Genomic DNA, 25,922 nt, shown 5'->3' with positions numbered 1-25,922 from the left:
GGGCTTTGTTTCGGCTGGATTGCATGGGCCCCGGCCAGCCTCCTGCGCGGTTTCGACAACCGCACAGAGTAGAACCAGATGGCCCCAGATGAAGCACCGATGTCGCTTGGGGGGAGTCCGGAGACCCAGATGACGTGGGACTTCAGGCCACTTCAGCGCATGTCGGGGTCTTTCGCGGCATTACCGCGGATGCAGCCTCAGGCCCCTTCCATCTCTTCAGCGCATTCGCGGCACAGGCCGCACCCCGGAAGCGCCTTCACCCGCGCTTCGGGAATGACCTCGCCGCATTCACGGCAGCAAGGTTTACCGTCAATCCACTCAGGCCCGGGGCCGGAAGCAAGCCTGTTGCGGGCAGCACTTATGGCCGCCTCGCGGTCGCGCGCCTCATAGTCAGAAGCCTGATCGAAAATATCGGCCATGGAACCTCCAGTCATTACGCTTCGATGAGTACCGGGAGCATGTCGTGCTTTCGCCGTTCGTGTCTGGTGACGCGCGAAAGCCGTTCACGATGAAGGCGGGCGAGATACGACGAAAGCGCATGAGACGCAAGAGGCAAAAAGCGCACCCGGCATAACGCAGTCCACGGCATCCCCATTCGCTTTCGTACTATGCGTTGCGGGCCGGAAGAACAGTGCACGAAAAAAGGGCACCCAAGGGTGCCCCATCATGATTGCAGCGTGTCTAGTAGCGTATCACCCGACGCGCCCCCGCCCACTGACGTTGCCACACTGGCTCGTCAAGCCGGGAAATCTTGACGGTGTCGCCGGGGGAACTGCTGTGGATGAACTTGCCGTCTTCGAGGTAGATGCCCACATGCGATATTCTGCGCTTCTTGCGCTGGAAGAATACAAGATCACCTGTCTGCAACTGAGACTTGTTGATCTTGCGCCCTTCAAGATACTGGCTTTGTGAACTTCTGGGGAGATCGATCCCCATCGTGCTGTACACCCATGAGGTGAACCCGGAGCAGTCGAAGCCCGTCCGGGGTTCGGTTCCACCCCTTCTGTAGCGTGTTCCCAGTTGGCTGAGCGCCAGATTCACAAGCCTGTAGGCGGCGTTTCCGTCGCCGAACTCCATCTGGTTGGCCGGTACGGGGCTCATGCCTCCGGCGATGAGGTCGCTCTCGTCTTCTGTCCCCTCGGCGAGAAGCTCATCCAGCTCGGCGATATCCGCGAGGACATCATCGGCGAGCGTGGCGTCCTCTTCTGCCGCAGCATCGAAGATGGAGGCATCACCGGCATCGTCAGCATCGGCAAGGGATGCAGAGGCAGACACCGCCTTTTCGGGGGAATTGCTCGATGTCGGCTGCCGCACGCAGCCCGTGGAAAGAAAGCAAACGCACAGTGCCAGAAGGCATGACGTGAACAGGCAGGATGATGAGTAGCGCGTCTTCTGCATAGGCGATTCAGGGGCCAAAGGTTGAGCGAACCACGATGTACAAGCCACATGCACTAAGCCTTTCCATTGATGCCAAGACATCTCATTTTTTGCAACCCCTCCCCCTTGCCGACACGGAACGGGCCGGGTATCTGTCTCCTACTGTTGGGTATCGACATACGGAGGGCAACCCCACGTGTCGTCCTGTCGCGCAGCATCGGCACTGCGACCATCCGCCAGCCAGCTGCGCACCCTGTTTTCCGGGCCAATGCATCTTTCCACGCCACAAGGTAGACCCGCACATGCCAGACAATTACGCGAACATTGCTGCACGCCACGGGCTTCTCGGCATCCTCTCCGGGCAGGTCATCTGGAATCTGGTTGAGGACGCGGGAGCCTCTCCCGATGAAGTCGAACAATTCATGGACTGGTATTTCGCATGGCGGGAGCACCTGCTTGAAACGCTCCAGCGCATTGACGAGACCCCTTCGGGCTTTGTGGCTTTCCGTGTCTGCAAGGGGGCGCACGCGTGTGACGCATGTGACGCCCTCGACGGCATCTGTGTGCCGGCGTCGCTGCCCGGCCTGATGGAAAAACTACCACCCTATGCAATCGGATGCCGCTGCCTCCCCGAATCCTGCGATAGCGTTCCGGCCGACTGCACGCTCACGACGGCACTTCCCGACACGTTGCCCACTCCGCGTCCTTGCTGTCGCTCACTGCCCATCACCGAGATGCTCCACCTCTTCCAGACGACAGGCCGATTCTCCCCTGCTCAAGTCGGGTGATGCGAACGCCCCCACTACGGCTCATGCCGCCCCTTGTGCAGGATGGCTAGCCGGATGATAGCCGGAGACAGGGACGGGAACGCGGGCGCCCCTCCCCCTGGATACCAGAACGTTGCTCCGTACACCCGTTTGAGGTCACAAGGCAGTTCTTCAGCCTCTCAGACCGGACCTTTTCAGAACTACAGCTCTTCCCCGTTGGAAAATGAACCTGTGAGGTCTCCATGGAAATCCTCTCCTACATTCTCTCCATCACCGGCATGGTGCTCACGGCTGGTGCCGTCTTCAATCTCGTCCTGCACCGCAAAGGGCATCCCACAGCCATCTGGCGCTCGCGAAAGATGATCATAGGCGGCATCGCCTGCCTCATCGTCGTCTCCTTACTGCCTGTCGAACGCCAGCCCATGCCAGCAGCACAGCCACAAACCGAGGCCCCCGCCCCATCCATCCCTCTCCAGACACGCGAAAGCGTCCTGAAGGCCGTGGCGTCCATCGAGCATGTTGCCAACGTCACGTGGTCCGCACCGCAACAAGGCCCGCTGGAACTCTCTGTCAGCAGCAAGTCCGACGTTGCCGACGCTTCGGGCATGTCCGAGCGTATCTGCCGGGAACTGGCGGCTCACGGGCTCTCTGGGACGGCTGTGACCATCACGGATGCCAAAGGCACAGCTGAAAGGAACGTCTGCCGCTAGGTCCAGCCTACCCGGGATTTTAGAAGCGGCGCAATGAGCCGCTTCGCGCCATGCCCGGACGCATTGCCCGGACGCATTGCCCGAAGACGTCCACACGGGTATCCTGCGAGGATACGCCGAAACGGGTCCACAAGGCACAATGCCCGTGCAAGGCATCCGCGTGTCCATAGGGAACGGAGCCCACATGCCAAAACTGCCCAAAGTCAGCCTGCCCCGCATCAAGCTGCCAAGCCTGCCCTCAATCCCCTATGACAAGATGCCGGGATGGGTCACCCCGCAGCTTCTCCGGCGCCTGACCGTTGCCCTCGGGGCGTGCGTCTTCACAGGCATCGCAGCTGCTGCAGCATGGCACGGCTATACGGCCTCACAACCCGAATACACGCTTCGGCAGATCGAACAGGCATTGCGTGAGCACGACACGAAACGTCTTGCCGAAGCAGTGGACCGCGACGCACTCACAGGCGGACTGGTACGTGAGCTGACAAAACGGCAGGCCTCTCCAACGGCGAATCCTGTTCCCGATGAGCAGGAACTGACGAAGGCGGCGCTGGCAGTCCTGCTGCAACTGACGACGCCCCCTGCCGAAGCACCCAAGGAAGAATCTCACGCCAGCAGCGGTGCGAGCACCGCGCATGCCAGTGACAGCAACACGCTTCCGCCCCCCCCGCCGATACCGGGCCCTGTGCCCGAAGACCTCGGCCCGCAGATTGCCAGACACGGTTTGAGGCTCTTCGCCCGGGATGGTGAAATCGCCATTGCGGCGACCGAAGTCGCCCATGAGAAGCTTGGGGTCGAGTATCCTCTGCGGCTTGCGATGAGAAAGGGGTTCTGGAAGTGGCGGGTCACTGAAGTTGCCAATGCGGAAGAGCTTCGTGACATCTATGGTCAGCGGGTCGCGGACCTGAAGGCGGCCTATCGGCAGTCGGTAGAGGCCTTCAATGCCCGTACACGCTCCCAGATGGCTTCACGCCTGTCCATTTCTGCCGCCTATGCAGGGCTCGACACCCTGACCGAAGCCAACGACAGGGTGCTCATCCTGCGCGTGGAGGGGCTCCTTGGCGAGATGCCTCCCCGCAAGGTGGGGTTCACGTTCCGCATCCTCGATGCCGACGGCAGGCCGGTGCACACGCTGCGCCTCGTCATGGGAACACCCCTTTCGCACGATGGACGGTTCGTCGAATCATGGCCCATCTCGCTGGACATGAGCAGGGCCGAAGCCCGGGCACTGGCACAGGCGAAGACCCCGCTACGTTGCGAGGCAGAAGTGCACATGATGCTGCTCGACAACGGCACCATTCTCCAGGTTCGTGACATGTAAACGACCCGCGGCGCACTGCCCGGTTTTTCACTGGCAAGAACGTGTGGCTATATGAGGCCCCGTCGGGCCCCGGCGCTACTTCGGGGCAGAAGCGGGCGCAAGGCGCGTTCGGAGAATCACCGGCAAAGCGGGAAAAGGCTCACCCGCAATGGTGACAGCCCCAACCGCAAAGAGGCGTGACTCCCTGCCGGTGTCAGCATCGTGGATGCTCGAGTGCGGAGGGCACAACCGCCTCGTCAGCGGGAACGCCATTGTGGGACGAACTTGCGCAGAATCTGGTCATAGGTTCCGTCCTGTCGCAGATGGTCGAGCGCTTTCTGCCACCTTTCGACCTCAACCCATGCCATGTCACGTGAGAACCCGATGTACATCTCGGACCTGAGCAGGTGGATGTCCGTCCGTTCGAACGAATCCATGGAAAGTCCGGGGTAGTTCGCTATCTGGCTGGCTGCCGTAAGTTCCCCCATGGGCACAAGGTCGACACGCCCTTGGGCGAGCTTCCGCAGCCCCTGTTCATGGCTGGTGCCGAGGTCAAGATTGGTGAACCCCATCTCCTGCAAACGCAACTGGTAGAAATCGTCACGGACGACCCCGATACGGGATACGGTGCGAGCCTCATCGAGCGTCGCAGCGGCAACGTGGCTACCCGCCTTCTTGTAGAAGTAGTCGTCTTCGACCCAGATGGGACCGACGAACCAGACCTTGTCCTCGCGCTCCATGGTTCTGCCCATGAAGAGGATGGCATGACGCGGTCCACGCAAAAGAAGGCGGTAGGCCCTGCTCCACGCCATGAACGTCACATCCGAAGGCGGCAGTGCCAGCCTCCGTTCTAGTTCGTGGAACAACTCCACGGCAAAACCGCGTGGCTGCCCGTCTACACTGTATGACAGGGGAGCATACTCTTCAGCCAGCACCGTCATCGCCACGGCAGGACGGGGATATGAGAGTACGGACAAAAGGAACAGGAAACCGAGCAGCCACCCGCAACGCATATCGCCCCCCGACACAAAACCTCAGGCATGAAATAGCCACAGCTATACACACGAATACACGAGTGCATCGCCGCGTGCAACAAGTAAGGGAAGCAGATGGAATGACACGGCTGTCCACCCTCACCGCAGAACGCGTGAAAGGATAGACAGCCTATTGCGGGTCAGCTCAACATCAGTCGGTCACACAGGAGAGCACGCCCCCCTGCGCGAGGCGTTCCATGATGGGGATGCACCTGTCTGCAGGTATGCCGATGGCCTCCGCGATGCCAAGAACATCTGTCTGACCATCGCAATAAGCCAAAGAATCTATGGTGATACGTACGGCGTCACCATAGCCGTTCTTGACCGATGTCGTGGGATAGAGACCGCGCTTGCCGAGTTGCGGTTCACAGAGACAGTTGCATTTGTAGGTCTGATTGCCTTCCATGATGTCGATGCAGCGCAACATCGTCTCGAAAGAATGCTGCAACCCTTCGGGAGAGATGACGGAAAGGTCATCAAGGGATGTGTGGTATTCGGGGTAGCGTCTGTACAGACTTCTTGCAAACGGAATAACGGGCAGGTCAACACCGGGGCTGTTGTACTGCCGCTCATCACTCGCCCTGTCGAGAAAGGTATAGCGGCTGTAACCCGGATGGTAGGCGTCGAGTACGTGTCGCAACACCCTGTCTGCGAGAGTGTTGCCTCGACGTGATGGCAGGTACGAGTAGTCGCGGTCGTCACCCACGCAACTGAGTACGAACCCGGCGATGACAGTACGCTTGAGTTCTTCTAGATGTCTGCTCAGATAGTAGATGGTACCGATGGTCTCCGGCACCAGAATGAGACGGTACGTCAGCCTGTTTTCACGCGACCGCAACAGCCGTGCAAGGGCCGCCAGCAGCACGGGACCGGAAAGTTCGTTATTGGCCATGGAAGGGTGACAGACATAGCTTGTCAGCAGCACCGTCTTTTCTGAACGCCCCGGGATGACGACATCACCGTAGGTCATGAATCCGGGCGCAAGCGTGCTGTCGATGACCACACGGTAGTTGCCGGGGCGCAACGCCATACGCTCGTTGTGGCTGAGACAGAACCCCCATGTACGGCGGTAGTAGGATGTCACATAGGGGATGGCATCGGGCTGTTCTTCGAGCGAATGAAGATGCTGCTGGAGTTCATCAAGAGAGAGTGTGACATCCACAGGCTCGGAATAACCGACGACGTGCAGGTTGTTGCGGGCGAAATCGATGACCTTGTTCCCGTTCTCATCCATGACGAATGCTGAACGGATGTTCCATTCATCCGGGACATTCCAGTCGAAGCATGCAGCTCCTGAAGGAATCTCATGCAACCCGAGCCCACCCATGACATTTCCAAGGTAGTCCAGCGTCGTTCGGACACCATCTCCGGTGAGACTTCTGCACACCGGAAACAGATCACACGCCCACTTGTACATATCCTGGCCGGGATTCGAACCTGTCACTACTTGCACCTCTTGCATCGTATGGGCATCCGTCATGAGAACAACGTCAACTGGCCCTCTGAAGGCTACAGCGCGACCTTTCCATCACGGGAACACCACTACAGCAGCCAACCGACAGGCTTCTACGCCAAGCCGTTTCGCGCTGCAATCGGTGAATGATGTCTTTTTCATGAATATTACATCATACAGCATCCCCCCCTTGCCTCACCGGGTGAAGAGCGGTTATCCATCTCCCACCGACGCCACCGGGTCCGACTACGCGTGGCCTTTCAGCCAGCGTTCAATGCCCGCCCGCCATCACCTTCTGCACGGGAAAGCTCCAGCGCATGAACAGACATCTCCGCTCTCTCGGGTCGTTCGTCGTTCTCTGCATTTTCGCCGGTGCCGCATGGCTGCTCTACCACGAAGTTCGCAAATACCATCTTGCCGACATCCGACAAAGCATTGAACTCATTCCCGACCTGAGGCTTCTTGCCTCTTTCGGGCTCATGATCGTCAACTACCTCATCCTCGTGGGCTATGACGCCCTTGCGCTCAAGGCCATAGGGAGACCGCTGCCTCTCGGGAAGACGGCGCTGGTATCGTTCGTGGGCTGCGCATGCAGCTACAATTTCGGCGCACTGCTGGGCGGCAGTTCCGTCCGCTACCGCTTCTATTCGGCGTGGGGTTTCACCATCCCCGATGTCGTGCGGCTTGTGCTCATGCTGGCGGTCACCTTCTGGGTGGGCGCCCTCGGACTGGCGGGTCTATCATTCGTCATCGAACCATTGCCACTCCCACCGGGGCTTGGTCTGCCCATAGATGACGTGCGCCCTCTCGGTTTTGCCCTGCTTGCGGCGACGACAGGCTATCTTCTTCTGACATTCTTCGTTCGCAAGCCCCTGCATTTTTTTGGCAGGGAGTTCGCGCTCCCCTGTCCGAAAATCGCTTTCGCGCAGACACTGACGGCATGCGCCGACCTTGTGGCCGCCGCGGGCTGCCTCTACATGCTGATGCCGAGCGACCTCGGACTCGACTTTCTCACGTTTCTCGCCGTGTATCTGCTGGCCACAGTCGTGGTGGTCCTCACCCACGTTCCCGGCGGGGCGGGAGTCTTCGAACTTGTCATCCTCAGCCTTTCACAGACAACGCACCCGCAGGCCGTCATCGCGGCACTTCTGGCGTTCCGGGTCATCTACTACCTGCTGCCGCTCCTGTTCGCGGCGCTTCTGCTGGCGGGCTACGAAGTGCAGGTACGACGCCATCAGGCTGAAAAGGCATTTCGTGACGCAGGACGCTGGATGTGGGTACTCTCCCATATCCTGCTTTCGTATGTGACATTCGCGGCAGGTGTCATCCTGCTGCTTTCCGGCAGCATTCCCCCGAACAAGCTGCTCATCGCCCAGTCGCCCCTTGTCGTTCCGCCTGCAGTGCAGGAGGCCGCCCACATTCTTGGAAGCATGGCCGGGGCCGGACTCTTGCTGCTCTCACGCGGTATCGAGCGCCGCCTTGCGTCGGTATGGAAGGTCGTCGTCACCCTGCTGCTTACGGGCATGGTGTGCGCCCTGCTCAAGGGCTTCGACTGGCACGAGGCTGTACTCCTGTCGTTTGCCCTTGCAGGACTTCTGGGCTCACGCCGTCGGTTCTACCGGAAGTCTTCGCTCATCCGGGAAGAATATCCGCTTCGCTGGTTCTTCGCCTCCGCCGCCGTCATCGGTTGCGCTGGCGCGGTCGCACTCTTTGCCTTCGGCGATGCCGGTACAGGCATAAGGGGCCTATGGGAAGCCATCAGTGACGATGCCGGTGCTGCGCGTGCGGTGCGTGGCATCGCCGCCGCCTGTGCCGTCATGGTGGCCTTCACCCTGCGCCGACTGTTGCTGCCGCTGCATAAGCAGTAGCCCCCTCCTCCCGCTGTCATCTTGGCGATGAGGCCCGCCCCGCTTCGCTGAAGCAGGCATACGGCGACTCGGCCCACCGGGAGTAACGCCAAAAGGCGAGTGCCCCCGCAGGAGACACTCGCCTTTTGGCTTGTTGATTCAGGCAAATCCGGCACCGTCAAGAGGCAATCGTCACGACGACAGCCAACGGAGAATGCATAGCCACGGCATGTCAGGGCTTGCAAGACCTGAACAGGGACACCGAGTGCACCCGTTCCACAGGGTGCCGGGAGTACGTCACAAGACGGGGGTGGCCTACGCTCGTGCCGTGTCTGCGCCCAGCCAGAGGGAGCTCATGCCATATGCGACAGACGCACCTCGTCGCATCCATCGTGCTCGGCGAGCAACACATCCACCTGCTCCGTACGCGAGGTAGGAACGACCTTGCCGACATAGTCGGCATGGATGGGCAACTCACGATGGCCTCGGTCGATGAGCACGAGAAGCTCGACGCGCCGCGGTCTGCCATAATCGAGAAGGGCTTCGAGTGCCGCCCGAATGGTGCGTCCAGTGAAGAGCACATCGTCGACCAGCAGCACATCGCGCCCTTCAAGGTCGCACGGCATCGACGACTGACCTATGGCGGGCTTGCCTGATAGGGTCGTCCAGTCATCGCGATAGAGATTGATGTCGAGAGCACCTTCTGGAGGCGCACAACCGAGACGGTCGGCCAGCACCTTGCCAAGGCGCCCGGCAATGTCGACACCACGCCGCCGTATGCCCACAAGCATCAGAGAGGAGCAGTCGCCATGCCGTTCGAGGACCTGATAGGCGAGGCGTTCGATGGTACGCCCCATGGCGTCGTGGTCGAGGATAACAGTGGATTGCATAGTCCTGCACCTGTGTTGACTATAGTGTAACGGACTCTGTACGATAGCCTCTTTCAAGCAGCAGGAAAAGCCCCGGCAACACATGGCAATTCGGGCTGGTCTCTGCTATCGGTTCAACGTGCGGCAACGCCGCAGGGAGAGAACCATGATCACCATCGAAGAATCGGCAAGGGCCATCCTCGACGAGTACTTCACAGAAAACGAAGTGCGCCCCATCCGCGTCTACGTCTCCACGAGGTCGTACCACGGCCCCCGCCTTGCCCTCGCCCCTGACGAAGCCAGCGACCACGACCGTCACTACCCGTGTGGCCCCTACATGTTCATCATCAGCGAGAGACTTGAGAAGCAGGTCGGCGACATCATCATCCGGGGCAAATGCTCGGGTTTTGAGGTCATTCCGCAGCGCCCCTTCCCCGTGCGTCGAGACGCCACCCCTGAAAATCATTGATACAACTGATTGCTCGGCAGTTCATCCATTGACAAAGACGGGAGCCGCACTTAACTCTGGCTTTCCGTATACCAACCGTGGAGGATTGCATGTTCGAGCTTACTGATAACGCCCGCAAGGAGCTTGAAGCCTACTTTGCGGACAAGCAGAAGACCCCCATTCGCGTCTATCTCGCCCCCGGCGGCTGAAGCGGCCCCCGGCTGGCATTGGCTCTGGATGAGCCGAACGAGAGCGACAATGTTTTCAAGGAAGGCGACTTCACCTTCTGCGTGAATAGCGATCTGCTGAGCCAGATTGAATCTGTCCGCATCGACCTCACCTACATGGGTTTCCAGGTCGAACCCGGAAAGCCGCTTGCAGGCGGCGGTGGAAGCTGCGGCGGATGCGGCAGCTCAAGCAGCTGCTGCTCGTAGATATCCCGGACAACAGAACGCGGCCTCCCCAACGGGAGGCCGCGACATTCGTGAGTACGCATGGTCTTCAAGGAATCGGTCATACTCGCCATCAAACTCGCGCGCAAACAGCAGCGCGAACTCGTCGTGGGACGTCAGGAAGGACGATGGGAAATCATGCCCCTTGACGACTCGCGCTCCGACCAGTTGTCGCCCAGCCTGATTGTCACAGGCGACGGCATCAAATATCCTGAAGACGAAGACCTCTTCGCGCGTCTTGTCGCTGAAGGGGCTTGATCACACATCGGTCCCGACCACAGCCGCCAACTTACCCGCGGCATGCGATGTCTCTCCCATCTGGACGCTGGCAGGTATTGCCCGTACTGCTGACGGCAATGCCAGTATTTCGAGAGCGATACACCACTATGCTGCATGCACCGCATCGAGCCTGCCAGAAGGCATCCCTTGCTGCCGCCACACCGCAGAGGCTGGTGCTCTTTCTGCGTGAACGGTCCCCACTTTTGTTCTTACTTGCCCGACGATAAGGGACAAGACGTGTCGAGAAGCCCTCTGCGGGCATAGTGCAGCCGTACCTTCCCGCAGATGTCGTGGCCTTTCTGCGGGGCGTAAGGTTCAAGCCTTCCCCTTGCCCCGGCACGTTGAAGGACAGTCGATGCACGAGTGGCCACCCTGCCATACGCCAAAGTCGGATGACAAAAGAAAAGGCCACGCCTGATGGCGCGGCCTTTTATCAATCATATGCCCTACGGCTAGACCTTCTTCTTGAGCCACGGCATCATGCCGCGCAGTTCACCACCGACCTTCTCGATCTGGTGTTCTGCTTCGAGACGACGGGTGGCCTTGAAGCCGGGGTATCCGGCCTTGGCCTCAAGGATGAAGTTACGCGCGAACGTACCGTCCTGGATGTCGCGCAGAACCTTCTTCATCTCCTTCTTCGTCTCTTCGGTGACGATGCGCTTGCCGGTGACGTAATCGCCGTATTCGGCGGTGTCACTGATGGAGTAGCGCATCCGCTCAAGGCCGCCCTCGTAGATGAGGTCGACGATGAGCTTCACTTCGTGCAGGCACTCGAAATAGGCGATCTCCGGCTGGTAGCCCGCTTCCACGAGCGTCTCGAAACCTGCCTTGATGAGCGACGAGAGACCACCGCAAAGAACGGCCTGTTCGCCGAAAAGGTCGGTCTCGGTCTCTTCGCGGAAGGTGGTCTCGATGACACCGGAGCGGCTGCCGCCCACGCCCTTGGCGTAGGCGAGGGCCTTCTCCATGGCCTTGCCCGTGGCATCCTGATGCACCGCCACGAGGCAGGGCACGCCGCCACCTTCGGTGTAGGTACGACGCACGAGATGGCCGGGGCCCTTGGGGGCGATCATGAACACGTCCACGTCCTTGGGCGGCTCGATCTGACCGAAGTGGATGTTGAAACCATGCGCGAACAGCAAGGCGTCTCCCGCCTTGAGATTGGGCTTGATCTCCGCTTCGTAGACGGCGGCCTGTACCTGGTCGGGGAGTAGGATCATGATGAGGTCGGCCTTGGCGGCGGCTTCGGCGGCAGATACGGGTTCGAAGCCGTGTTCCTTGGCGAGCGCATAGTTGGCGCCGCCGGGACGCTGACCGACGATGACGCTGATGCCGGAGTCGCGCAGGTTCTGGGCATGCGCGTGACCCTGGCTGCCGTAACCGATGATGGCGACGGTCTTGCCCTTCAGGGCCTCCAGATTCGCATCCTTCTCGTAATAGACCTTCATCTCTACTCCCTGCCGCGCACGCGCGCGGCTCCCTCGATGTTGTGTCGGGGTTGCATATTATGAAAAAACCCCGCTTCCACCCCTTCCGGGGCTCGGAAACGGGGAGCCGACCGGGTGGTTGCTAGATTTCGGGCTGCATGGAACGGCGTAGGGCTACGGTGCCCGTGCGCGCAACTTCCTTGATGCCGAACTTCTGCAAGAGGCTGATGATCGCCTCTATCTTGCCATGGTCGCCCGTTGCCTCGAGGGTCAGGTCATTCAGGCTTACATCCACGACCTTGCATCTGAAGATGTCGGCGATGCGCAGCACTTCTGCGCGCCGCGTATCTTCTGCCTGCACCTTCACGATAACCATCTCACGCTCTACGGTGGCAAGCCCCTCGAAGTCAACCACCTTGATGACGGTGACCAGCTTTCGAAGCTGTTTGACTATCTGTTCCTTGACCTGCTCGTCGCCTCTGGTCGAGATGGTCATGAGCGACACCCCACGGTCGAGCGTGGGGGCGACGTTGAGCGATTCGATATTGAAGCCGCGACCGCTGAAAAGCCCCGCCACGCGGGAGAGCACACCGGGTTCGTTTTCGACGAGGACGGAAAGGACGTGACGCACGAAAGCCTCCTACACCAGCAGCATTTCATCGAGCGCCGCGCCTGCGGGCACCATGGGGTAGACATTCTCCTCACGTTCGACGCGGACATCGATGATGGCCGGATGCGGCGACGCAAGGGCCTCGCGCAGGGTGGATTCAAGGCTTTCCACCTCGGTGATGCGATAGCCTTCAGCCCCGTAGGCTTCGGCCAGCTTCACGAAATCAGGCTGCGCATCCATGCATGTGGAACAGTAGTTGCGCTGGTAGAAAAGCTCCTGCCACTGGCGCACCATGCCCAGATAGCCATTGTTGAGGATGAGTATCTTCACCGGCAGCTTGTTGCATACCGCCGTGGCGAGTTCCTGGATGTTCATCTGGATGGAACCGTCTCCCGCCACGTCGACGACAAGCTTGTCCGGAAAGGCGAACTGCGCCCCTATGGCCGCGGGAAAACCGTACCCCATGGTACCGAGTCCACCCGAGGTGATGAGCGTACGCGGCTTGCGGAAAGTGTAGAACTGCGCCGTCCACATCTGGTTCTGCCCCACCTCCGTGGTGATGATGGCGTCACCGCGAGTGATGGCGAAAAGCTGTTCGATGACCTGCTGGGGCTTGATGCCCCCCTCGCGCGAAAAGCCGAGCGGCTGTTCGACACGCCACGAGGCAAGCTGCTCGAGCCAGCGCGCATGGGCCGCCCCCCAGTCCTTCTCCTCAAGGCGCGGCACGAGTATCTCGCGTATGTTGGCGAGCGACTGCCGGCAATCGCCCACGACCGGAATGCCCACCTGAACATTCTTGCGGATGGACGTCGGGTCGATGTCGATGTGGATGATGCGTGCCTTCGAGGCGAAGGCTGACAGGCGCCCCGTCACGCGGTCGTCGAAACGCGCCCCCACCGCCACGATGAGGTCGGCATTGTTGACGGCCTTGTTGGCGGCATAGGTGCCGTGCATCCCCAGCATCCCAAGCCACAGGGGGTCATCGCCCGGAAAGGCGCCAAGCCCCATGAGCGTTGAAGCCACGGGAATACGCAAGGTGCGCGCAAACCAGCCGAGTTCCTCGCTGGCGTCGGACATGACCACGCCGCCGCCTACGAAAAGCAGAGGGCGTTCGGCCTCGAAGAAGGCGTCGGCAGCCCGGCGAATCTGGTTGAGGTTGGGCTTGTACGTCGGGTTGTAGCTTCGCATGGACACGTCTTCAGGCCAGACGAAATCCGTCTTCGCCTGCATGACGTCCTTGGGAAGGTCGACAAGAACGGGGCCCGGCCTGCCCGTACGGGCAAGGTAGAAGGCCTGACGCACGACCGTTGCGAGTTCCTTCACGTCGCGCACGAGATAGTTGTGCTTGGTGCACGGACGCGTGATACCCACGATGTCCACTTCCTGGAAGGCGTCATTGCCGATGAGCGGCGTTGGCACCTGCCCGGTAAGGATGACCACCGGGATGGAGTCGCTATAGGCTGTGGCGATACCGGTGACGGTGTTGGTGGCACCGGGACCGGATGTCACGAGGCAGACGCCCACCTTGCCCGAGGCTCTGGCGTAACCGTCTGCCGCATGGACCGCTGCCTGCTCATGGCGCACCAGCACGTGGTGCAATTCGGGGTGGCGGGGAATCTCGTCATAGATGTCGATGACAGCCCCGCCGGGGTAGCCGAAGAAGACGTCCACGCCTTCCTTCTTGAGACATTCGAGCAGGATCTGGGCCCCGTTCAGTTGCATTTAGACCTCCGTGGCTCTGTACCTTTCAAGCATCGACAGCAGGCGTGTCTTGCCGTCGAGCTTCTGCTTCTTGAGTTCCTTGACGGTCTTCTCCTCGACAGGGGTCAGATACGCCTTGGATTCGAGCTTCGCGAGCTGCTTTTCAAAGAGAACGTGGTCCTCCCACAGGGCCTTCAGTTCGGTGTCCTGCGCTGCATACTTCTCTACCAAGCGAAGTTCGTGCTGTTCCATGGGAACTCATCTCCTGGAGGCTAGAGGTTGCGTTCTTGCATTGTCTCATACAGCGAAGCCCAGTCCGGCTCCGCGTCCGATTCGATGACAACCCTCTTTCTGCGACTTGTCTGCCCGGATGCGACCGACACCCTTGCCGGTCTGACCCCGAGCAACGAAGCCATATATCTTTCAAGCCCTCTATTCGCCTTGTTGTCAACTGCCGGGGCACTGAGACGCACCCGCAGCCTGCCGTCCGCCACTCCCGCAAGGCCGTCCTTCTTCGCGCCGGGCTGCACCCAGACGAGCAAGGCCCAGCGGCCGTCACCCATGGCCTCGACGTAGGCGGGGCGGTCAGCCATTCTCACCCCTGCCCCGGGCGGCTGCCCGTGCTGCCGCGGCATCAAGGGCGGCATCCTCACGGGCGCTCATGTCGAGAAGCGAAAGATGCTGCTCGACCACGGCCCTCACCCGCATCTCGAACTGGGCCTTGAGCTTGCGGGCAGAGGCTATCTCCTCTTCGAGGCGTGCGAGGCGAAGATTACCCTGATTGAGCAGATTCTCCGCCTTGGCGTGGGCCGCATCGATGATGAGCTGCGCCTCTCGCTGTGCCCCCGCCTTGATTTCCGCGCTCATCTTCTGCGTGGTCATCAGGGTGTCGCGAAGTGCCGTCTCCCGCTCACGAAACTCGGCAAGCCGCGCCTCGAGGTCGGAGACACGCGCAGCAAGCGCAGCCTTGTCCTCGCTGAGGGTGCCCACGGTGTCGGCCACCTCCTGAACGAAGCGGTCGACCTCTGCCGTGTCATACCCCCGCAGGGAGCGCGCGAACCGCTGGTTGAGGATGTCGATGCGACTGACGGCCATGCCCGCTCCTAGTAGAGTCTCACGGCAAGCTGGTACAGCGACTGCACGAGCACCGAATTGATGATCTGAATGCCGAGAAGCACCACCAGCGGCGACAGGTCGAGTCCGCCCACATAGGTGAAGGGCAGCCATTTGCGCACACGGTAGAAGACGGGTTCGGTGAGATTGCGAACCACGCGCACCACGGGATTATAGGGATCGGGGTTCACCCACGACAGTACCGCTGCGGCGATGATGACCCAGAAATAGAGATTCAGGATGGCGTCGAGGATTTTGGCGATGCCTACGACGATATTGGCGACGACGAACATGTATCCTCCAGACTTGGGGTACCCGGAGTGTGGAGTACCCGTTGTGGCGATATTTCCATTGGTCGGCCTCCGGAATCAAGCGAAAACTTCCGGGGCCTCGGCCCTCAGTCGCAGTCGCGCGCGAGCACTCCTCGCAGCGTCTGCGAAAGCGACCAGTAGTCCGTGACATGCACCTGTGCCGTCAGGGTCGGGCTACGGTACGCCCAGAAGGGCACACCGGCTGCGCGTGCTGTCTCCTCGTCGAGGCGTGTGTCGCCGATGAAGACGATGCTCGACGGGGCGACCCCCCACGAACGGAGGATGACATGCAGTCCTTCGGGGTGGGGTTTGGCACGCACACGCCCTGCCGTCATGACCGGAAAGAAGAAGTCCGTCATGCCGAAATGGTCTAGGACGTACTCCATGGAGTCTGTCCTGTTGGTATGCACGGCAAGCTTCACGCCCGCATCACGCAGCCACCACAGCGTCTCGCGCAGCCCCGGTTCAGGCTCGAGAAGCGGCAGGATGTGCTGCCGATAGCGGATGCGCGACCGTGCCTCCGGCAGCCTGTCACGGTAGTCCGTCGGCACGATGTGGTTGAGCGACTCACCCACGGTGTGCATGTGCACGTAGTCCTCTTGCGAAGGCGTCATGCGCGGCAGACCCAGCGCATCAAGCAGGAGGTTGTAGTAATGGATGTTCGAGGCGCGCGAATCGAACAGAACACCATCGCAATCGAAGACGATGCCCCGTATCCCCTCGGGGAAATGCCTGTCGAGGCCGTACCTGATGCCTTGCATGACTCCCCCGCTAGGCCCCGGTCTGACAGGCGGCGCACCCGATGAACAGTGCCTCGCGGTCAAGCCACGGACGCTCGGCCTGCGGCCCCGAAAGCCCTAGAGCCTGCCACAGGGGAACGCACGCCTGCACCAGTTTGGGCGCGAGTGCGGCATCGAGCCCCTCGAAGCGGCGCAGCGTCTCGACCGAGACAGGCTCGAAAACGACCCCGGCGTCACCCAGGGCGGCAAGCATGACATGGTCGCAGGTGAAGAGTGCCGCGTCTTCCGGCAGGAAGCAGGCCATATTGTCGAGCACCACCCGCCATGAGGGACGCAGCACGTCCATGCCGCTACCGGGCAGGTCGGGAGTGAAGGCGTCGAGTGCGGGCAGGTCGATGTCGTCATCGCCGTCCTCTACGCCGATGACCTGCGCCAGACCTTTGCGCCCATCGGCAAAGCGGGCCTGAAGCGCATCCAGTTCACGGGCACGTTCCTCAAGATAGGAGGCGAGAAGCAACGTCTTCTGCGCGTTGCGAAGCCTCTCTCCGGGCAACGCTTCACCGGCGGAGGACGCGGCTTCGGACTCGCCCGTATCGGCGAAGCGAGCCAGGGCCCTCGATTCGGCGCGTCGCGCCGCGACGGCTTGCGAGTCATCGGCGGCGGCAGTCAGGGCGTACAGGTCGCCTTCACGCCCCACAGAAAGACCGTATTCGAGCAGGTCGCGCAGGCAGGCACGGGCCTCTGCCGGTGTGTAGGGCAATCCGTCGGGGAGCAACTCTCCGGCAACGGACCTGTCCGTCAGGCCGACGGAAAGGAACTGCACAACCTGCGGCAGACATGCCGGGGCACTCTCGCGGTGGAGGTGCGGGACATAGACGAGTCGTCGAGTATGGGTCTTCAGCATGACATCCCTGGGTTATCCGTTTCGCCCGTCTCCGGGGGTGTCTGCGCGTCGGAAGCGTTCGCACACACCCTCGCAAGGGGGCAGCAGCAAAAGGCATATCCCGTCGCGGAAGCGGATGCAATCGACCAGAACATCGTGCATTCCGCCTTCCGCATCGGGCAGGTCTCCGTCCGCGGCGTCATCTGCGCCTTCATCACCCTGCGCCTCGTAGTTGCCGCACAGGGCTCCCACGGGCGGAAAACGCTCCATACGGCGCGCCCACAGGCCCGCAACCTCTTCCGGCGGCAGGTCGAACACGTCGACCCGTTCGATGAAGCCGTCATAGTAGCCGAGCAGCCGCTGCTCTTCAGGGCAGCGCCACGCATCGTGAAGGCCGGGGTTGAGCATCTCGTCGTAGGCGCAACGCCCCGTCAGCCAGAAGCGACATGCGACTCCCGGCAGGCGCGTCACCTTCGCCGTCACGCCGTCTCCAGTTCGTAGTCCCAGCAACGCATGCCGCCATCGAGCACGTAGAGGGCCGTGGCACCAAGCCCGAAGAGCTTGCATGCGACACTCCACGCGGCGTCGGACGTCCGGCTGACGAGTACGATGGGCGTGAAGCGCGGCACTTCGTCCTGCAAACGCTTGGCAAGCTGCGGCAGGGGGATGTTGTAGGCCCCGGGAATGTGGCCGTTGCGCCATTCGGGCATGGCACGCAGGTCGAGCAGAAAGAACTCGGCCCCTGCCTCGCGGGAGGCACGCAGTTCATCGGCGGTGATGCCGTAGAAGCGCCCTTCCATCTTGTTGGCGAGAATGCCAGCCACCTTGCGCACGACTGTGCCCACAGGGCCGGGGCAGTCGGATGCGGCAAGCTCGTCCACCGTTGCAGAACGGCCCACTGCGAAAGAAAGCAAAGGCGCAAGCAGGTCGAGCGATTCGCCCGTCCCGGTGGCCTGATACCCGATCACCTGACGCGAAACCTTATCGGCCACCAGCTTGAGCAGTCCGCCATCCTCAAGGGGCAACAGGGCGAATTCGCCCTCCAGCCCACGGCGCACCGCTTCTTCGAGGGTGACACCGGCACGGCTCACGGCAAAGCCGGGGCCTTCGGCGTGCACCAACCCTGTGCAGGGAGGCATGGTCGTCGTGGCGTCGCCCGCGAGATGGTCGGCCAGACCGCGTGCAAGCCCCGCAAGGTCGTGCTCACCCACGTGGAGAGGTGCCGAACCGCAGCCACAAGCCATGGCGACACCGGTTCCGATGAGGTACACGCCCTCCTCCACGGTGGCGAGGTTGCCGTCGACCTCGATACGCCCGTGGGCGTCGAGTGTGATACCCTCCTGCGCGACGACGGGATGCTGCACGACAGTGGGCGCCGTCCAGATGAAGACATCGCCCTCCACGCGCAGGTCGTTGCCGCCTTCGAGGGCAGCCACCAGCGCAGCCACTCCGCCGTGTTCGTCAGGCCGCGCCCCCATGCGTTCCATGGGCACGTGACTCCAGTCGTGGACTTCGACGCCGCCGTTGGCAGCCAGACGCTCGACCATGCGCCACGTGTCACCGTCAAGGATATCGGGGCCCACATCGCCGAGGCGCAGCCATACGGGCACCTGTCCGGAACGGGCCACAAGGCGCAGGGCCTCCATGGCAGCCTGCCCCTGCCCGACAACGACGACGCGCACCTCGGCAGTGGTGGAGAGCATGGCATCGAGCGTAGCGGCACCTTCACCCGGCCAGCCGATGACGTTGGGCGCACCGCGCAAGACCCTGGGGATGCGCGGCTGTGCCTGCACTTCGAGCACCAGCACATTGTAGCGGATGGGCAGGCTGCCACGGCTGGATGTGGGCAACACGACGCGAGCGTCGAAATCGACACTCAGGTCCGAAGCCTCTACCACACCCACCTCACGCGAACGAAGAAGTTCGGCGACGGCGTGCCGTTCGGCCCGTGCCTTGTAAAAAACACCGTCCTTCACCGACTCCTGTCCGGACTCCACCGCGGGAACGATGATGTTGACCTCGGAGGAAGGATCCTTGCGCTTCAGGCGTGTAGCCACCTTGGCCGCCGCCAGACTGCTGCCGACTATGATAACGCGCCGCATATGATTCTCCTGTTTCCCCGTGTTACGGGGGCCTTGCCTGCTCCGCGTCGCCTTGACCTGTCGTTGGGCGCTGTGTATAGCCAGCGACAAGACACAACGCGGAGGCATGCCATGTTCGGTATCGGTTTTCAGGAACTGCTGGTCGTCCTCGTCCTCGTCCTGCTCGTCTTCGGAGCCAACAAGCTCCCGGAGATCGGGGGGGGGCTTGGCCGGGCCATCCGTAACTTCAAGCGGGCCGCGTCGGAACCAGACGAGATTGACGTCACCCCGACCGACAAGAAAGACAAGAACGACGACAAGCAGGCCTAACTGCCGCGTCAGACGTTTACAACAGAGAATCCCGGCAAGACCGGGATTCTCTGTTTACGCCCCTAGGGCGCAGAAATCTCGAAGCGCAGCTTGCGCGGGGTGGCGTATTCGGCCAGCCGACGCTCAAGTTCCGCCCTGTCCACAAGCTGAACCCGCCAGACACCCGCCATTCCGTCAGGACGCATGGAGACTTCGGCCAGTGCAGCCCCGGTCAGGGCCCTGTCCCAGTCACGCAAGGTCTTGTCGAAGACCTCGGTACCATCAGGGGTGAGCCAGCCCCAGACCCGCACGATGGCCTCCTGCGTGCCGGATGCCGTAGCGGGCATGGTGCGCCGTGCCAGATAGTCGGGCCAGAGTCTGGCCCATACCTCTTCGGCTGTGGCGCCAGATGCGGACGAAGCCACGCCAGCGTCGTCAAGAGTACCATACCAGCCCTTGCCGGACGGCTTGATGACGCAACGCAGGGACGCCCCGGGCCGGGTGACGATGCCCGCCACCAGTTGCAGCCGCTTCACGCGGGCCTGCGAATCGGCATCGCCAGACACCTGAAGATTGCAGGGAATCTCGGAATCGGTCGTGTAGTAGATGCCCGCCTGCTTCAACCTTTCCTTGAGATGCTCCCGGTTGAGGTCGACCTCGACCGACATCCGGTAGCCGCCCCCCTCGACCTGTGTCATGCCCTCTTCATGGTACGAGCGCACGAATTCGCTGGAAGAGGCGGCAAGATACTCCTGCAGGGCGACACGGCGGGCTTCGGGCAGCGAGACCCGAAGGATGTCGAGCGACTCGTCCACGGCGGCAAGGGCGAAGGCCTCGCCCAGCGCCTGTGCGCGGGTCTTCACGGGGCCGGAATCCTGCCAGCCCACATCGACGCGGCGGGCCTCGCACACGTCAGGGGCGATGAACGACAGGGTGCAGGCGCAGACGAACGCCGCGCCGAACATGTTCAAAAGATGACGAAAACGCATCGGCATATGCTCCGCTTGAAATCGGGACTTCGGCAATGACTACCGGATTTTGCCCCGGAGCGCCAGCGGCAGGCCCGCTGCCGGATGCCAGCCGGAAGTGGCGCCCAAGCGCCGCACGACCTGCAAAGACACTGGAAAGGAAAGGCCGCAACCGATGCCGTCAGTCGTCGAGGGCCGACACCGCAGCCGTCAGATGGTCAAGCCAGATGTCGACGAACCCCTCGTACTCCGCCGTACCACGCAGCACGGGAATACAGCGAAGCCCTGACGCCTCAAGCCGCGACTTCCACGATTCCGGGTCGGTGCCTGCCATGTCCTCTGTGGCATGACGCCCCACCACAGAAAGCAGGGGCATGAGCCATACCCCTTTCACCCCGCCCTGCTGCAACTCGGGAAGGATGTGGTCGAGTGTGCGTGAACCGCCCATGGTGCCGATGTGCACATGCGGGTCGACACGTCGCACCAGCGCCGCAAGGGCTTCGTAGCTGGATTCGGCAGGATGCCGCGTTCCGTGCCCCATGAAGACCACGGCCTCGTCGGGCTTGCGTCCGGCAGGCAGATGCGCCAGCAGCGCTGCGGCAGAGCGTTCCATGTCACCGCTTCCGGCAAGGAGGGGGGCACCCACGGTGGCAGCGGTGAAGCCATCGTCCCTGCGCATGGCCTCCACATCAGCCACGAGGTCGCCGTATTCGGCACCGGGAATGATGTGCAGCGACTGCACGGCCACATGCGTGTATTTCTCGAACCACATCTTCTGCAGGGCCTTGAGTACCGAATCGGTCTTCTTGCGGGCTGCTGCGAGACGCCTGCGCATGATCACGGACGTGAAGGCCCATCGAACCGGAACCCCCGGAAACCGTTCGCGTACGCGCTCGTCGAAAAGACGCAACGTCGATTCGCCCTGCCTGTTGCCCGAACCGAACGCGGCGAGAAGTATACCCTTTTTGGTCATGGGAAGATGCTGTTGCGGTTTCAGTGAATCGAGGCTACCCCAACGGGGCGGAACCATAGCAAGCCCTGCCCGCAAACCGTGCGGGCAAACGCGCGCGCAAGTCCGCAGCCTGATTGTACAGGCTATCTACCATCTTCACATTCTGCAAGTAATTTCTGCACCATGCGCACCCTCGCGCACATTGACCGGCGGTATGCATGGCTGTAGAATCATCGCTCATCACACCCATGCATCAGGAGTTTTCATGCGTCTTCTCGTCACCGGCGGCTGCGGCTTCATCGGCACCAATTTCATCCGGCACGTGCTCGCCGTCCGCCCTGAAGTCTCGGTCGTCAACTTCGACAAGCTCACCTACGCGGGCAACCCCGCCAACCTCACCGACATCGAAGGTGAACACGGCGGCAACCGCTACAGTTTCGAACATGGCGACATCGCCGACGCCGGACGAGTGCGCGACATTCTCGAACGCCATGCCATAGACGCCATCGTCAACTTCGCCGCCGAGACCCATGTCGACCGCTCCATCAACGACTCGACGCCCTTCATCACGACCAACGTGCTGGGTACGCAAGTCCTGCTTCAGGCGGCCCTCGACAGGGGAATACCCCGTTTCGTCCACATATCCACAGACGAAGTCTATGGGACCCTCGGCCCTGAAGGACTGTTCAGGGAAGACACCCCCCTTGCGCCCAACAGCCCCTACTCCGCCTCGAAGGCGGGGGCAGACCTCATGGTGCGCGCCTTTCACGAGACCTACGGCCTCGACACCGTGACCACCCGCTGTTCCAACAACTACGGGCCCTACCAGTTTCCCGAGAAGCTCATTCCGCTCATGTACCGCAAGGCGACAGCGGGCGAACCGCTACCCGTATACGGCGACGGCGGCAATGTCCGCGACTGGATACATGTCGAAGACCATTGCCGGGGTGTTTTGCTGGCGCTGGAGAAGGGACGCCCCGGCGGGGTCTACAACTTCGGGGGTGCCTCCGAAAGGACGAACCTTGACGTCGTGCGCCTGATACTGAAGCTGACCGGGCGCTCCGAGGAACTCATACGCTTCGTGAAGGACAGACCGGGGCACGACAGGCGCTACGCCATGGACTTCACCCTTGCTGCCCGTGAACTTGGCTACGCCCCTGAACACAGCTTCGAAAACGGCCTTGCTGCCACCGTAGACTGGTACCGCGCCAACGATGCGTGGCTTGCCAGTGTGGAATCCGGAGCGTACAGGGAATTCATGGACCGCTGGTATGGAGACAGACGATGACCGCGCGGCCGCGTGCGGTCGTACTGGGGGGACGCACCGGGCTTCTGGGGCAGTCCCTCGTGCTTGCGTTGCGAAACGGCGGCTGGGATGCCGTGCCCGTCGGACGCGACGATGTCGACGTCCTTGACGCAGAACGCCTGGCCGACTTCATCGACAAGGCTTCGCCACAAGCGGTCTTCAACACCGTGGCGTGGACGCAGGTCGACCTTGCAGAAGAGCATGAGCAGGAAGCCGCCCAACTGAACCGGGCGCTGCCCGCCTCTCTTGGACGCATCGTTCGTGGTACCGGCATGCACCTTGTGCATCTGAGCACCGACTTCGTGTTCAACGGACGCAAGACGACGCCCTACTCCACCGACGACACCCCCGACCCGGCTTCAGTCTACGGGGCGACCAAACTGGCTGGCGAAACCGCCCTCCTGTCCATCGCCCCCGACAACTGCTGCGTCGTCCGCACCGCATGGCTGTTCGGTCCCGGCAGACGCAACTTCGTTCAGACCATTCTGGGACTGTGCGCCGCCAAGGACGACATACAGGTGGTGCACGACCAGACGGGGTCGCCGACCTACACGGTGGACCTTGCCGCCGGTTGTGTACGCCTTGCCGAATTGCGGGCAACGGGTCTTTTCCATGTGGTCAACGCAGGGCAGGCAAGCTGGTGCGAACTGGCCTCCGAAGCCGTGCATCTGGCGGGCCTGCACTGCAAGGTGCACGCCATCACTTCCAAGGACTGGCCTCAGAAGGCCGCCCGCCCTGCCTACTCCGTACTCGACACGTCACGTTTCACAGAAGTCACCGGCATCGTCCCCCGCCCATGGCCACAGGCCTTGCGGGACTACATCTACAAGGATTGCATCCCCTCCGGGAACTGACCCGCGGCAACGCCGCACCCCCGTGCCATGCCCCTGCCCCCGCTTCTCTCCCGTGTTCTCGGCGCGGCGACCGGTTCGTTCCGTGACGCCATCCATGTGAGCCTTGGCCTGTTCAGGGTCATGGTACCCATCATCATCACGGTCAAGATACTGGCTGAGCTCGACCTCATCCGCTACCTCGCACTGCCCCTCGAACCCGTGATGCGCCTTGTGGGTCTGCCGCCGGACCTCGGCCTTGCATGGGCCACCGGCATGGCTGTCAACATCTACAGCGGGCTGCTGGTGTTCGCCTCGTTGATGACCTCCATGGAACCGCTTTCCGGCGCACAGGCGACCGTGTTCGCCACCATGATGCTCATCGCCCACAGCCTGCCTGTCGAAGGGCGCATCGCGCAGCAATGCGGCGTACGCATGATGCCGCAACTCGCCATCCGCATCGTCTGCGCCATCGTCTGCGGCTTCGTCCTGCACAGGGTGTACTCCGCCACAGGCTGGCTTGCCGACCCTGCCACCATGCTGTGGGAACCCCGCCGTGTCGAACCGGGGCTGGTGCCGTGGGGGCTGAACGAACTGCGCAACCTCTTCTCGCTGTTCTGGGTCATCTTCGCGCTGATGCTGTTCAAGCGGGCCCTCGACCATTTCGACGTCACCCCGCTGCTCAACGCCGCGCTGCGCCCCGTACTGCGCCTGCTGGGCATCGGCCCCAACGCCGCCACCATCACCGTGGTGGGCATGTGCATGGGCATCATCTACGGCAGCGGCCTCATCATCCGCGAAGTGAACAAGGGAACGCTCGACAGACACGACGTCTTCTGTTCCATCACCCTCATGGGACTCGCCCACGCGCTCATCGAAGACACCCTGCTGATGGTGCTCATCGGCGGGGACATCAGCGCGACATTGGGCGGCAGGCTGCTCTTCGCCCTTCTCTTCGTGGCGGTCATCGGGCGTCTCACCCCACGCCGGACGTCTCCCGCAGCGGCCAGGAGCGCGTGACATGCCCCCTTCCATCTGGATCAATACCGGTGAACTTTCGGGCGACATGCACGGGGCCGCCCTGCTTGAGGCCTTGCGCGCCCTCGCCCCGGACCTCTCGTGTACCGGCATGGGTGGCCCCTATCTGCGGGCGGCGGGACAACAGGCCATGCTGCGCGTGGAAGACCTCTCGGTGATGGGCATCACCGAGGTCATCGCCTACCTGCCGCGCATCTTCTCCATGCTGCGCGACATACGCGCCGAACTCGCCCGTACCCGCCCTGACGCCGTCGTGCTCATCGATGCCCCGGAATTCAACTTCCGTGTGGCGAAGGCGGCGACCGACCTCGGCATTCCCGTCTACTACTATATCAGCCCCAAGATATGGGCGTGGCGCACCGGAAGGGTGCAGTTCATCAAACGTCATGTGCGGCGCATGCTCTCCATCCTGCCCTTCGAGGTGGATTTCTACCGCCGCCACGGCATGGAGGTCGACTATGTGGGAAACCCGCTGGTCGACATGGTGGATTGGCCCGCACTTGCCGCCATCGCACCCGTCGCGGGGCGCATCGGCCTCATGCCAGGCAGCCGTCGCAAGGAAGTGGAGTCGCTGATGCCTGCATTCGGCGACGCGGCGCGGCTCATGCTCGAACACCGTCCCGGTCTCGAATTCCACTGCATGCGCGCCCCCTCCACCACGGAAGCGGCCCTGCGCGCCCTATGGCCACAGGACATCCCCCTGCACATCGTGGCCCCCGAAGACCGCTACCACGCCGTGCGCTCGTGCCAGATGCTCATCGCAGCATCCGGCACCGCCACCCTTGAGACGGCACTCATCGGCACCCCCACCCTCGTCACCTACAAGGTCTCGCCCTTCAGCTACTGGCTTGGCCGCAAACTGGTAAAAGTGCGCTTCGCCGCCTTGCCCAATCTCGTTCTCGACCGCGAGGTCTTCCCTGAACTCCTTCAGGAGAAGGCCACCGGCCCTGTCATCGCACAGCACGCCGCAGCATGGCTCGATGCCCCCGAGGCCCTTGCCGCAGTGCGCTCCGAACTTGACGTCCTGCGCACCATGCTGGGTGAACCCGGTGCAGCGGGGCGGGCTGCACGCATCATCATCGACGACCTGACGGGCCGAAAGCAGCAGGATTGACAGACC

The 25,922-nt window shown here is 62.0% G+C and carries 30 protein-coding genes; 12 read left to right on the top strand and 18 right to left on the bottom strand.

Annotation, left to right across the window (positions count from 1 at the left end; translation table 11 throughout):
- Positions 1-197: 197 nt before the first annotated feature.
- Positions 198-419, bottom strand: coding sequence for a TraR/DksA family transcriptional regulator (locus DVU_RS06575; protein ID WP_010938690.1), 222 nt, complete (start codon positions 417-419; stop codon positions 198-200).
- A 262-nt stretch (positions 420-681) separates the two neighbouring features.
- Complete coding sequence (locus DVU_RS06570) at positions 682-1,398, bottom strand: C40 family peptidase (protein ID WP_014524349.1); 717 nt, start codon at positions 1,396-1,398, stop codon at positions 682-684.
- Positions 1,399-1,679: 281 nt separating this feature from the next.
- On the opposite strand from DVU_RS06570, the gene DVU_RS06565 reads away from it, so the two are divergent.
- The 3 genes from DVU_RS06565 (at position 1,680) to DVU_RS06555 (ending at position 4,172) form a co-directional block, all read left to right on the top strand.
- The gene (locus tag DVU_RS06565) at positions 1,680-2,165 is read left to right on the top strand and encodes a hypothetical protein (protein ID WP_014524348.1); all 486 of its coding nucleotides are present in this window, start codon (positions 1,680-1,682) and stop codon (positions 2,163-2,165) included.
- A gap of 221 nt (positions 2,166-2,386) precedes the next feature.
- Positions 2,387-2,854, top strand: a complete 468-nt coding sequence (locus DVU_RS06560) for a hypothetical protein (RefSeq protein ID WP_010938685.1) — start codon at positions 2,387-2,389, stop codon at positions 2,852-2,854.
- 184 nt (positions 2,855-3,038) lie between these two features.
- Complete coding sequence (locus DVU_RS06555; RefSeq protein ID WP_010938684.1) at positions 3,039-4,172, top strand: DUF2939 domain-containing protein; 1,134 nt, start codon at positions 3,039-3,041, stop codon at positions 4,170-4,172.
- A gap of 236 nt (positions 4,173-4,408) precedes the next feature.
- Here the strand turns inward: DVU_RS06555 and DVU_RS06550 are convergent, their stop codons facing one another.
- On the bottom strand, positions 4,409-5,164 hold the full coding sequence (locus DVU_RS06550; protein WP_010938683.1) for a substrate-binding periplasmic protein: 756 nt from the start codon (positions 5,162-5,164) through the stop codon (positions 4,409-4,411).
- A gap of 172 nt (positions 5,165-5,336) precedes the next feature.
- Positions 5,337-6,602: a DUF4910 domain-containing protein gene (locus DVU_RS06545; protein WP_041722597.1), complete on the bottom strand. Its 1,266-nt coding sequence runs from the start codon at positions 6,600-6,602 to the stop codon at positions 5,337-5,339.
- Between the two features lie 353 nt (positions 6,603-6,955).
- Between DVU_RS06545 and DVU_RS06540 the strand changes: the two genes are divergently transcribed.
- Positions 6,956-8,506: a putative bifunctional lysylphosphatidylglycerol flippase/synthetase gene (locus DVU_RS06540; RefSeq protein ID WP_010938681.1), complete on the top strand. Its 1,551-nt coding sequence runs from the start codon at positions 6,956-6,958 to the stop codon at positions 8,504-8,506.
- Between the two features lie 332 nt (positions 8,507-8,838).
- Here DVU_RS06540 and pyrR read toward each other — a convergent pair whose 3' ends face one another.
- Positions 8,839-9,375, bottom strand: a complete 537-nt coding sequence (gene pyrR / locus DVU_RS06535; RefSeq protein WP_010938679.1) for a bifunctional pyr operon transcriptional regulator/uracil phosphoribosyltransferase PyrR — start codon at positions 9,373-9,375, stop codon at positions 8,839-8,841.
- Between the two features lie 145 nt (positions 9,376-9,520).
- Here pyrR and DVU_RS06530 point away from each other — a divergent pair, with 145 nt between their 5' ends.
- The 3 genes from DVU_RS06530 (at position 9,521) to DVU_RS06520 (ending at position 10,512) form a co-directional block, all read left to right on the top strand.
- Positions 9,521-9,823: a hypothetical protein gene (locus DVU_RS06530; protein WP_011792418.1), complete on the top strand. Its 303-nt coding sequence runs from the start codon at positions 9,521-9,523 to the stop codon at positions 9,821-9,823.
- Between the two features lie 89 nt (positions 9,824-9,912).
- Complete coding sequence (locus DVU_RS16785) at positions 9,913-10,236, top strand: IscA/HesB family protein (RefSeq protein WP_010938677.1); 324 nt, start codon at positions 9,913-9,915, stop codon at positions 10,234-10,236.
- A 60-nt stretch (positions 10,237-10,296) separates the two neighbouring features.
- Entirely contained in the window at positions 10,297-10,512 is a 216-nt protein-coding gene (locus tag DVU_RS06520; RefSeq protein WP_010938676.1) for a hypothetical protein, read from the top strand.
- Between the two features lie 473 nt (positions 10,513-10,985).
- On the opposite strand, the gene ilvC is transcribed toward DVU_RS06520, so the two are convergent.
- The 11 genes from ilvC to DVU_RS06465 all read right to left on the bottom strand — a co-directional run bounded on the left by ilvC (position 10,986) and on the right by DVU_RS06465 (position 19,420).
- Positions 10,986-11,981 carry a ketol-acid reductoisomerase gene (gene ilvC, locus DVU_RS06515; RefSeq protein ID WP_010938673.1) on the bottom strand — a complete coding sequence of 332 codons (996 nt, stop codon included), beginning with the start codon at positions 11,979-11,981 and terminating at the stop codon, positions 10,986-10,988.
- Positions 11,982-12,102: 121 nt separating this feature from the next.
- The gene (ilvN, locus tag DVU_RS06510) at positions 12,103-12,591 is read right to left on the bottom strand and encodes an acetolactate synthase small subunit (RefSeq protein WP_010938672.1); all 489 of its coding nucleotides are present in this window, start codon (positions 12,589-12,591) and stop codon (positions 12,103-12,105) included.
- A gap of 9 nt (positions 12,592-12,600) precedes the next feature.
- The gene (ilvB, locus tag DVU_RS06505) at positions 12,601-14,292 is read right to left on the bottom strand and encodes a biosynthetic-type acetolactate synthase large subunit (RefSeq protein ID WP_010938671.1); all 1,692 of its coding nucleotides are present in this window, start codon (positions 14,290-14,292) and stop codon (positions 12,601-12,603) included.
- Positions 14,293-14,523, bottom strand: coding sequence for a hypothetical protein (locus DVU_RS06500; RefSeq protein WP_010938670.1), 231 nt, complete (start codon positions 14,521-14,523; stop codon positions 14,293-14,295).
- A 20-nt stretch (positions 14,524-14,543) separates the two neighbouring features.
- Complete coding sequence (locus DVU_RS06495; protein ID WP_010938669.1) at positions 14,544-14,864, bottom strand: DUF167 domain-containing protein; 321 nt, start codon at positions 14,862-14,864, stop codon at positions 14,544-14,546.
- Complete coding sequence (locus tag DVU_RS06490) at positions 14,857-15,366, bottom strand: DivIVA domain-containing protein (RefSeq protein ID WP_010938668.1); 510 nt, start codon at positions 15,364-15,366, stop codon at positions 14,857-14,859. The genes DVU_RS06495 and DVU_RS06490 overlap by 8 nt, the downstream gene beginning before the upstream one ends.
- A gap of 8 nt (positions 15,367-15,374) precedes the next feature.
- Positions 15,375-15,677: a YggT family protein gene (locus DVU_RS06485; protein ID WP_010938667.1), complete on the bottom strand. Its 303-nt coding sequence runs from the start codon at positions 15,675-15,677 to the stop codon at positions 15,375-15,377.
- Between the two features lie 104 nt (positions 15,678-15,781).
- Positions 15,782-16,456 carry an HAD family hydrolase gene (locus DVU_RS06480; RefSeq protein ID WP_010938666.1) on the bottom strand — a complete coding sequence of 225 codons (675 nt, stop codon included), beginning with the start codon at positions 16,454-16,456 and terminating at the stop codon, positions 15,782-15,784.
- 10 nt (positions 16,457-16,466) lie between these two features.
- Positions 16,467-17,339: a hypothetical protein gene (locus DVU_RS06475; protein ID WP_010938665.1), complete on the bottom strand. Its 873-nt coding sequence runs from the start codon at positions 17,337-17,339 to the stop codon at positions 16,467-16,469.
- Between the two features lie 12 nt (positions 17,340-17,351).
- On the bottom strand, positions 17,352-17,801 hold the full coding sequence (locus DVU_RS06470) for a hypothetical protein (protein WP_011792423.1): 450 nt from the start codon (positions 17,799-17,801) through the stop codon (positions 17,352-17,354).
- On the bottom strand, positions 17,798-19,420 hold the full coding sequence (locus tag DVU_RS06465) for a rhodanese-like domain-containing protein (RefSeq protein WP_010938663.1): 1,623 nt from the start codon (positions 19,418-19,420) through the stop codon (positions 17,798-17,800). Before DVU_RS06465 ends, DVU_RS06470 begins: the two co-directional genes overlap by 4 nt.
- Positions 19,421-19,531: 111 nt before the next feature.
- Here DVU_RS06465 and DVU_RS06460 point away from each other — a divergent pair, with 111 nt between their 5' ends.
- Entirely contained in the window at positions 19,532-19,729 is a 198-nt protein-coding gene (locus DVU_RS06460) for a twin-arginine translocase TatA/TatE family subunit (RefSeq protein ID WP_010938662.1), read from the top strand.
- 62 nt (positions 19,730-19,791) lie between these two features.
- Here the strand turns inward: DVU_RS06460 and DVU_RS06455 are convergent, their stop codons facing one another.
- Positions 19,792-20,697, bottom strand: coding sequence for a lipoprotein (locus tag DVU_RS06455; protein WP_010938661.1), 906 nt, complete (start codon positions 20,695-20,697; stop codon positions 19,792-19,794).
- Positions 20,698-20,857: 160 nt separating this feature from the next.
- On the bottom strand, positions 20,858-21,706 hold the full coding sequence (locus DVU_RS06450; protein ID WP_010938660.1) for a sirohydrochlorin cobaltochelatase: 849 nt from the start codon (positions 21,704-21,706) through the stop codon (positions 20,858-20,860).
- 187 nt (positions 21,707-21,893) lie between these two features.
- On the opposite strand from DVU_RS06450, the gene rfbB reads away from it, so the two are divergent.
- Genes rfbB through lpxB form a run of 4 tightly spaced genes read left to right on the top strand, consistent with a single transcriptional unit; the run spans position 21,894 to position 25,916 of the window.
- Entirely contained in the window at positions 21,894-22,916 is a 1,023-nt protein-coding gene (gene rfbB, locus DVU_RS06445; protein WP_010938659.1) for a dTDP-glucose 4,6-dehydratase, read from the top strand.
- Positions 22,913-23,788 (top strand): dTDP-4-dehydrorhamnose reductase, encoded by an 876-nt coding sequence (gene rfbD / locus DVU_RS06440; RefSeq protein WP_010938658.1) that lies wholly within the window; start codon positions 22,913-22,915, stop codon positions 23,786-23,788. Before rfbB ends, rfbD begins: the two co-directional genes overlap by 4 nt.
- A gap of 27 nt (positions 23,789-23,815) precedes the next feature.
- Positions 23,816-24,784, top strand: coding sequence for a hypothetical protein (locus tag DVU_RS06435; RefSeq protein WP_010938657.1), 969 nt, complete (start codon positions 23,816-23,818; stop codon positions 24,782-24,784).
- Between the two features lies 1 nt (position 24,785).
- On the top strand, positions 24,786-25,916 hold the full coding sequence (gene lpxB, locus DVU_RS06430; protein ID WP_010938656.1) for a lipid-A-disaccharide synthase: 1,131 nt from the start codon (positions 24,786-24,788) through the stop codon (positions 25,914-25,916).
- Positions 25,917-25,922 lie beyond the last annotated feature (6 nt).

The sequence above is a fragment of the Nitratidesulfovibrio vulgaris str. Hildenborough genome, assembly GCF_000195755.1.
In the GTDB taxonomy this organism is placed as follows: domain Bacteria; phylum Desulfobacterota; class Desulfovibrionia; order Desulfovibrionales; family Desulfovibrionaceae; genus Nitratidesulfovibrio; species Nitratidesulfovibrio vulgaris.
The sequence above is the reverse complement of the archived record's forward strand: the minus strand, read 5'-3'. Positions and strand labels throughout refer to the sequence as shown.

Excerpts from the sequence above, each read along its gene's own strand:
- DVU_RS06575 (WP_010938690.1), bottom strand. The coding sequence starts at position 419 with ATGGCCGATATTTTCGATCAGGCTTCTGACTATGAGGCGCGCGACCGC.
- DVU_RS06570 (WP_014524349.1), bottom strand. The coding sequence starts at position 1,398 with ATGCAGAAGACGCGCTACTCATCATCCTGCCTGTTCACGTCATGCCTT.
- DVU_RS06565 (WP_014524348.1), top strand. The coding sequence starts at position 1,680 with ATGCCAGACAATTACGCGAACATTGCTGCACGCCACGGGCTTCTCGGC.
- DVU_RS06560 (WP_010938685.1), top strand. The coding sequence starts at position 2,387 with ATGGAAATCCTCTCCTACATTCTCTCCATCACCGGCATGGTGCTCACG.
- DVU_RS06555 (WP_010938684.1), top strand. The coding sequence starts at position 3,039 with ATGCCAAAACTGCCCAAAGTCAGCCTGCCCCGCATCAAGCTGCCAAGC.
- DVU_RS06550 (WP_010938683.1), bottom strand. The coding sequence starts at position 5,164 with ATGCGTTGCGGGTGGCTGCTCGGTTTCCTGTTCCTTTTGTCCGTACTC.
- DVU_RS06545 (WP_041722597.1), bottom strand. The coding sequence starts at position 6,602 with ATGTACAAGTGGGCGTGTGATCTGTTTCCGGTGTGCAGAAGTCTCACC.
- DVU_RS06540 (WP_010938681.1), top strand. The coding sequence starts at position 6,956 with ATGAACAGACATCTCCGCTCTCTCGGGTCGTTCGTCGTTCTCTGCATT.
- pyrR (WP_010938679.1), bottom strand. The coding sequence starts at position 9,375 with ATGCAATCCACTGTTATCCTCGACCACGACGCCATGGGGCGTACCATC.
- DVU_RS06530 (WP_011792418.1), top strand. The coding sequence starts at position 9,521 with ATGATCACCATCGAAGAATCGGCAAGGGCCATCCTCGACGAGTACTTC.
- DVU_RS06520 (WP_010938676.1), top strand. The coding sequence starts at position 10,297 with ATGGTCTTCAAGGAATCGGTCATACTCGCCATCAAACTCGCGCGCAAA.
- ilvC (WP_010938673.1), bottom strand. The coding sequence starts at position 11,981 with ATGAAGGTCTATTACGAGAAGGATGCGAATCTGGAGGCCCTGAAGGGC.
- ilvB (WP_010938671.1), bottom strand. The coding sequence starts at position 14,292 with ATGCAACTGAACGGGGCCCAGATCCTGCTCGAATGTCTCAAGAAGGAA.
- DVU_RS06500 (WP_010938670.1), bottom strand. The coding sequence starts at position 14,523 with ATGGAACAGCACGAACTTCGCTTGGTAGAGAAGTATGCAGCGCAGGAC.
- DVU_RS06495 (WP_010938669.1), bottom strand. The coding sequence starts at position 14,864 with ATGGCTGACCGCCCCGCCTACGTCGAGGCCATGGGTGACGGCCGCTGG.
- DVU_RS06490 (WP_010938668.1), bottom strand. The coding sequence starts at position 15,366 with ATGGCCGTCAGTCGCATCGACATCCTCAACCAGCGGTTCGCGCGCTCC.
- DVU_RS06485 (WP_010938667.1), bottom strand. The coding sequence starts at position 15,677 with ATGTTCGTCGTCGCCAATATCGTCGTAGGCATCGCCAAAATCCTCGAC.
- DVU_RS06480 (WP_010938666.1), bottom strand. The coding sequence starts at position 16,456 with ATGCAAGGCATCAGGTACGGCCTCGACAGGCATTTCCCCGAGGGGATA.
- DVU_RS06475 (WP_010938665.1), bottom strand. The coding sequence starts at position 17,339 with ATGCTGAAGACCCATACTCGACGACTCGTCTATGTCCCGCACCTCCAC.
- DVU_RS06465 (WP_010938663.1), bottom strand. The coding sequence starts at position 19,420 with ATGCGGCGCGTTATCATAGTCGGCAGCAGTCTGGCGGCGGCCAAGGTG.
- DVU_RS06460 (WP_010938662.1), top strand. The coding sequence starts at position 19,532 with ATGTTCGGTATCGGTTTTCAGGAACTGCTGGTCGTCCTCGTCCTCGTC.
- DVU_RS06455 (WP_010938661.1), bottom strand. The coding sequence starts at position 20,697 with ATGCGTTTTCGTCATCTTTTGAACATGTTCGGCGCGGCGTTCGTCTGC.
- DVU_RS06450 (WP_010938660.1), bottom strand. The coding sequence starts at position 21,706 with ATGGTTCCGCCCCGTTGGGGTAGCCTCGATTCACTGAAACCGCAACAG.
- rfbB (WP_010938659.1), top strand. The coding sequence starts at position 21,894 with ATGCGTCTTCTCGTCACCGGCGGCTGCGGCTTCATCGGCACCAATTTC.
- rfbD (WP_010938658.1), top strand. The coding sequence starts at position 22,913 with ATGACCGCGCGGCCGCGTGCGGTCGTACTGGGGGGACGCACCGGGCTT.
- DVU_RS06435 (WP_010938657.1), top strand. The coding sequence starts at position 23,816 with ATGCCCCTGCCCCCGCTTCTCTCCCGTGTTCTCGGCGCGGCGACCGGT.
- lpxB (WP_010938656.1), top strand. The coding sequence starts at position 24,786 with ATGCCCCCTTCCATCTGGATCAATACCGGTGAACTTTCGGGCGACATG.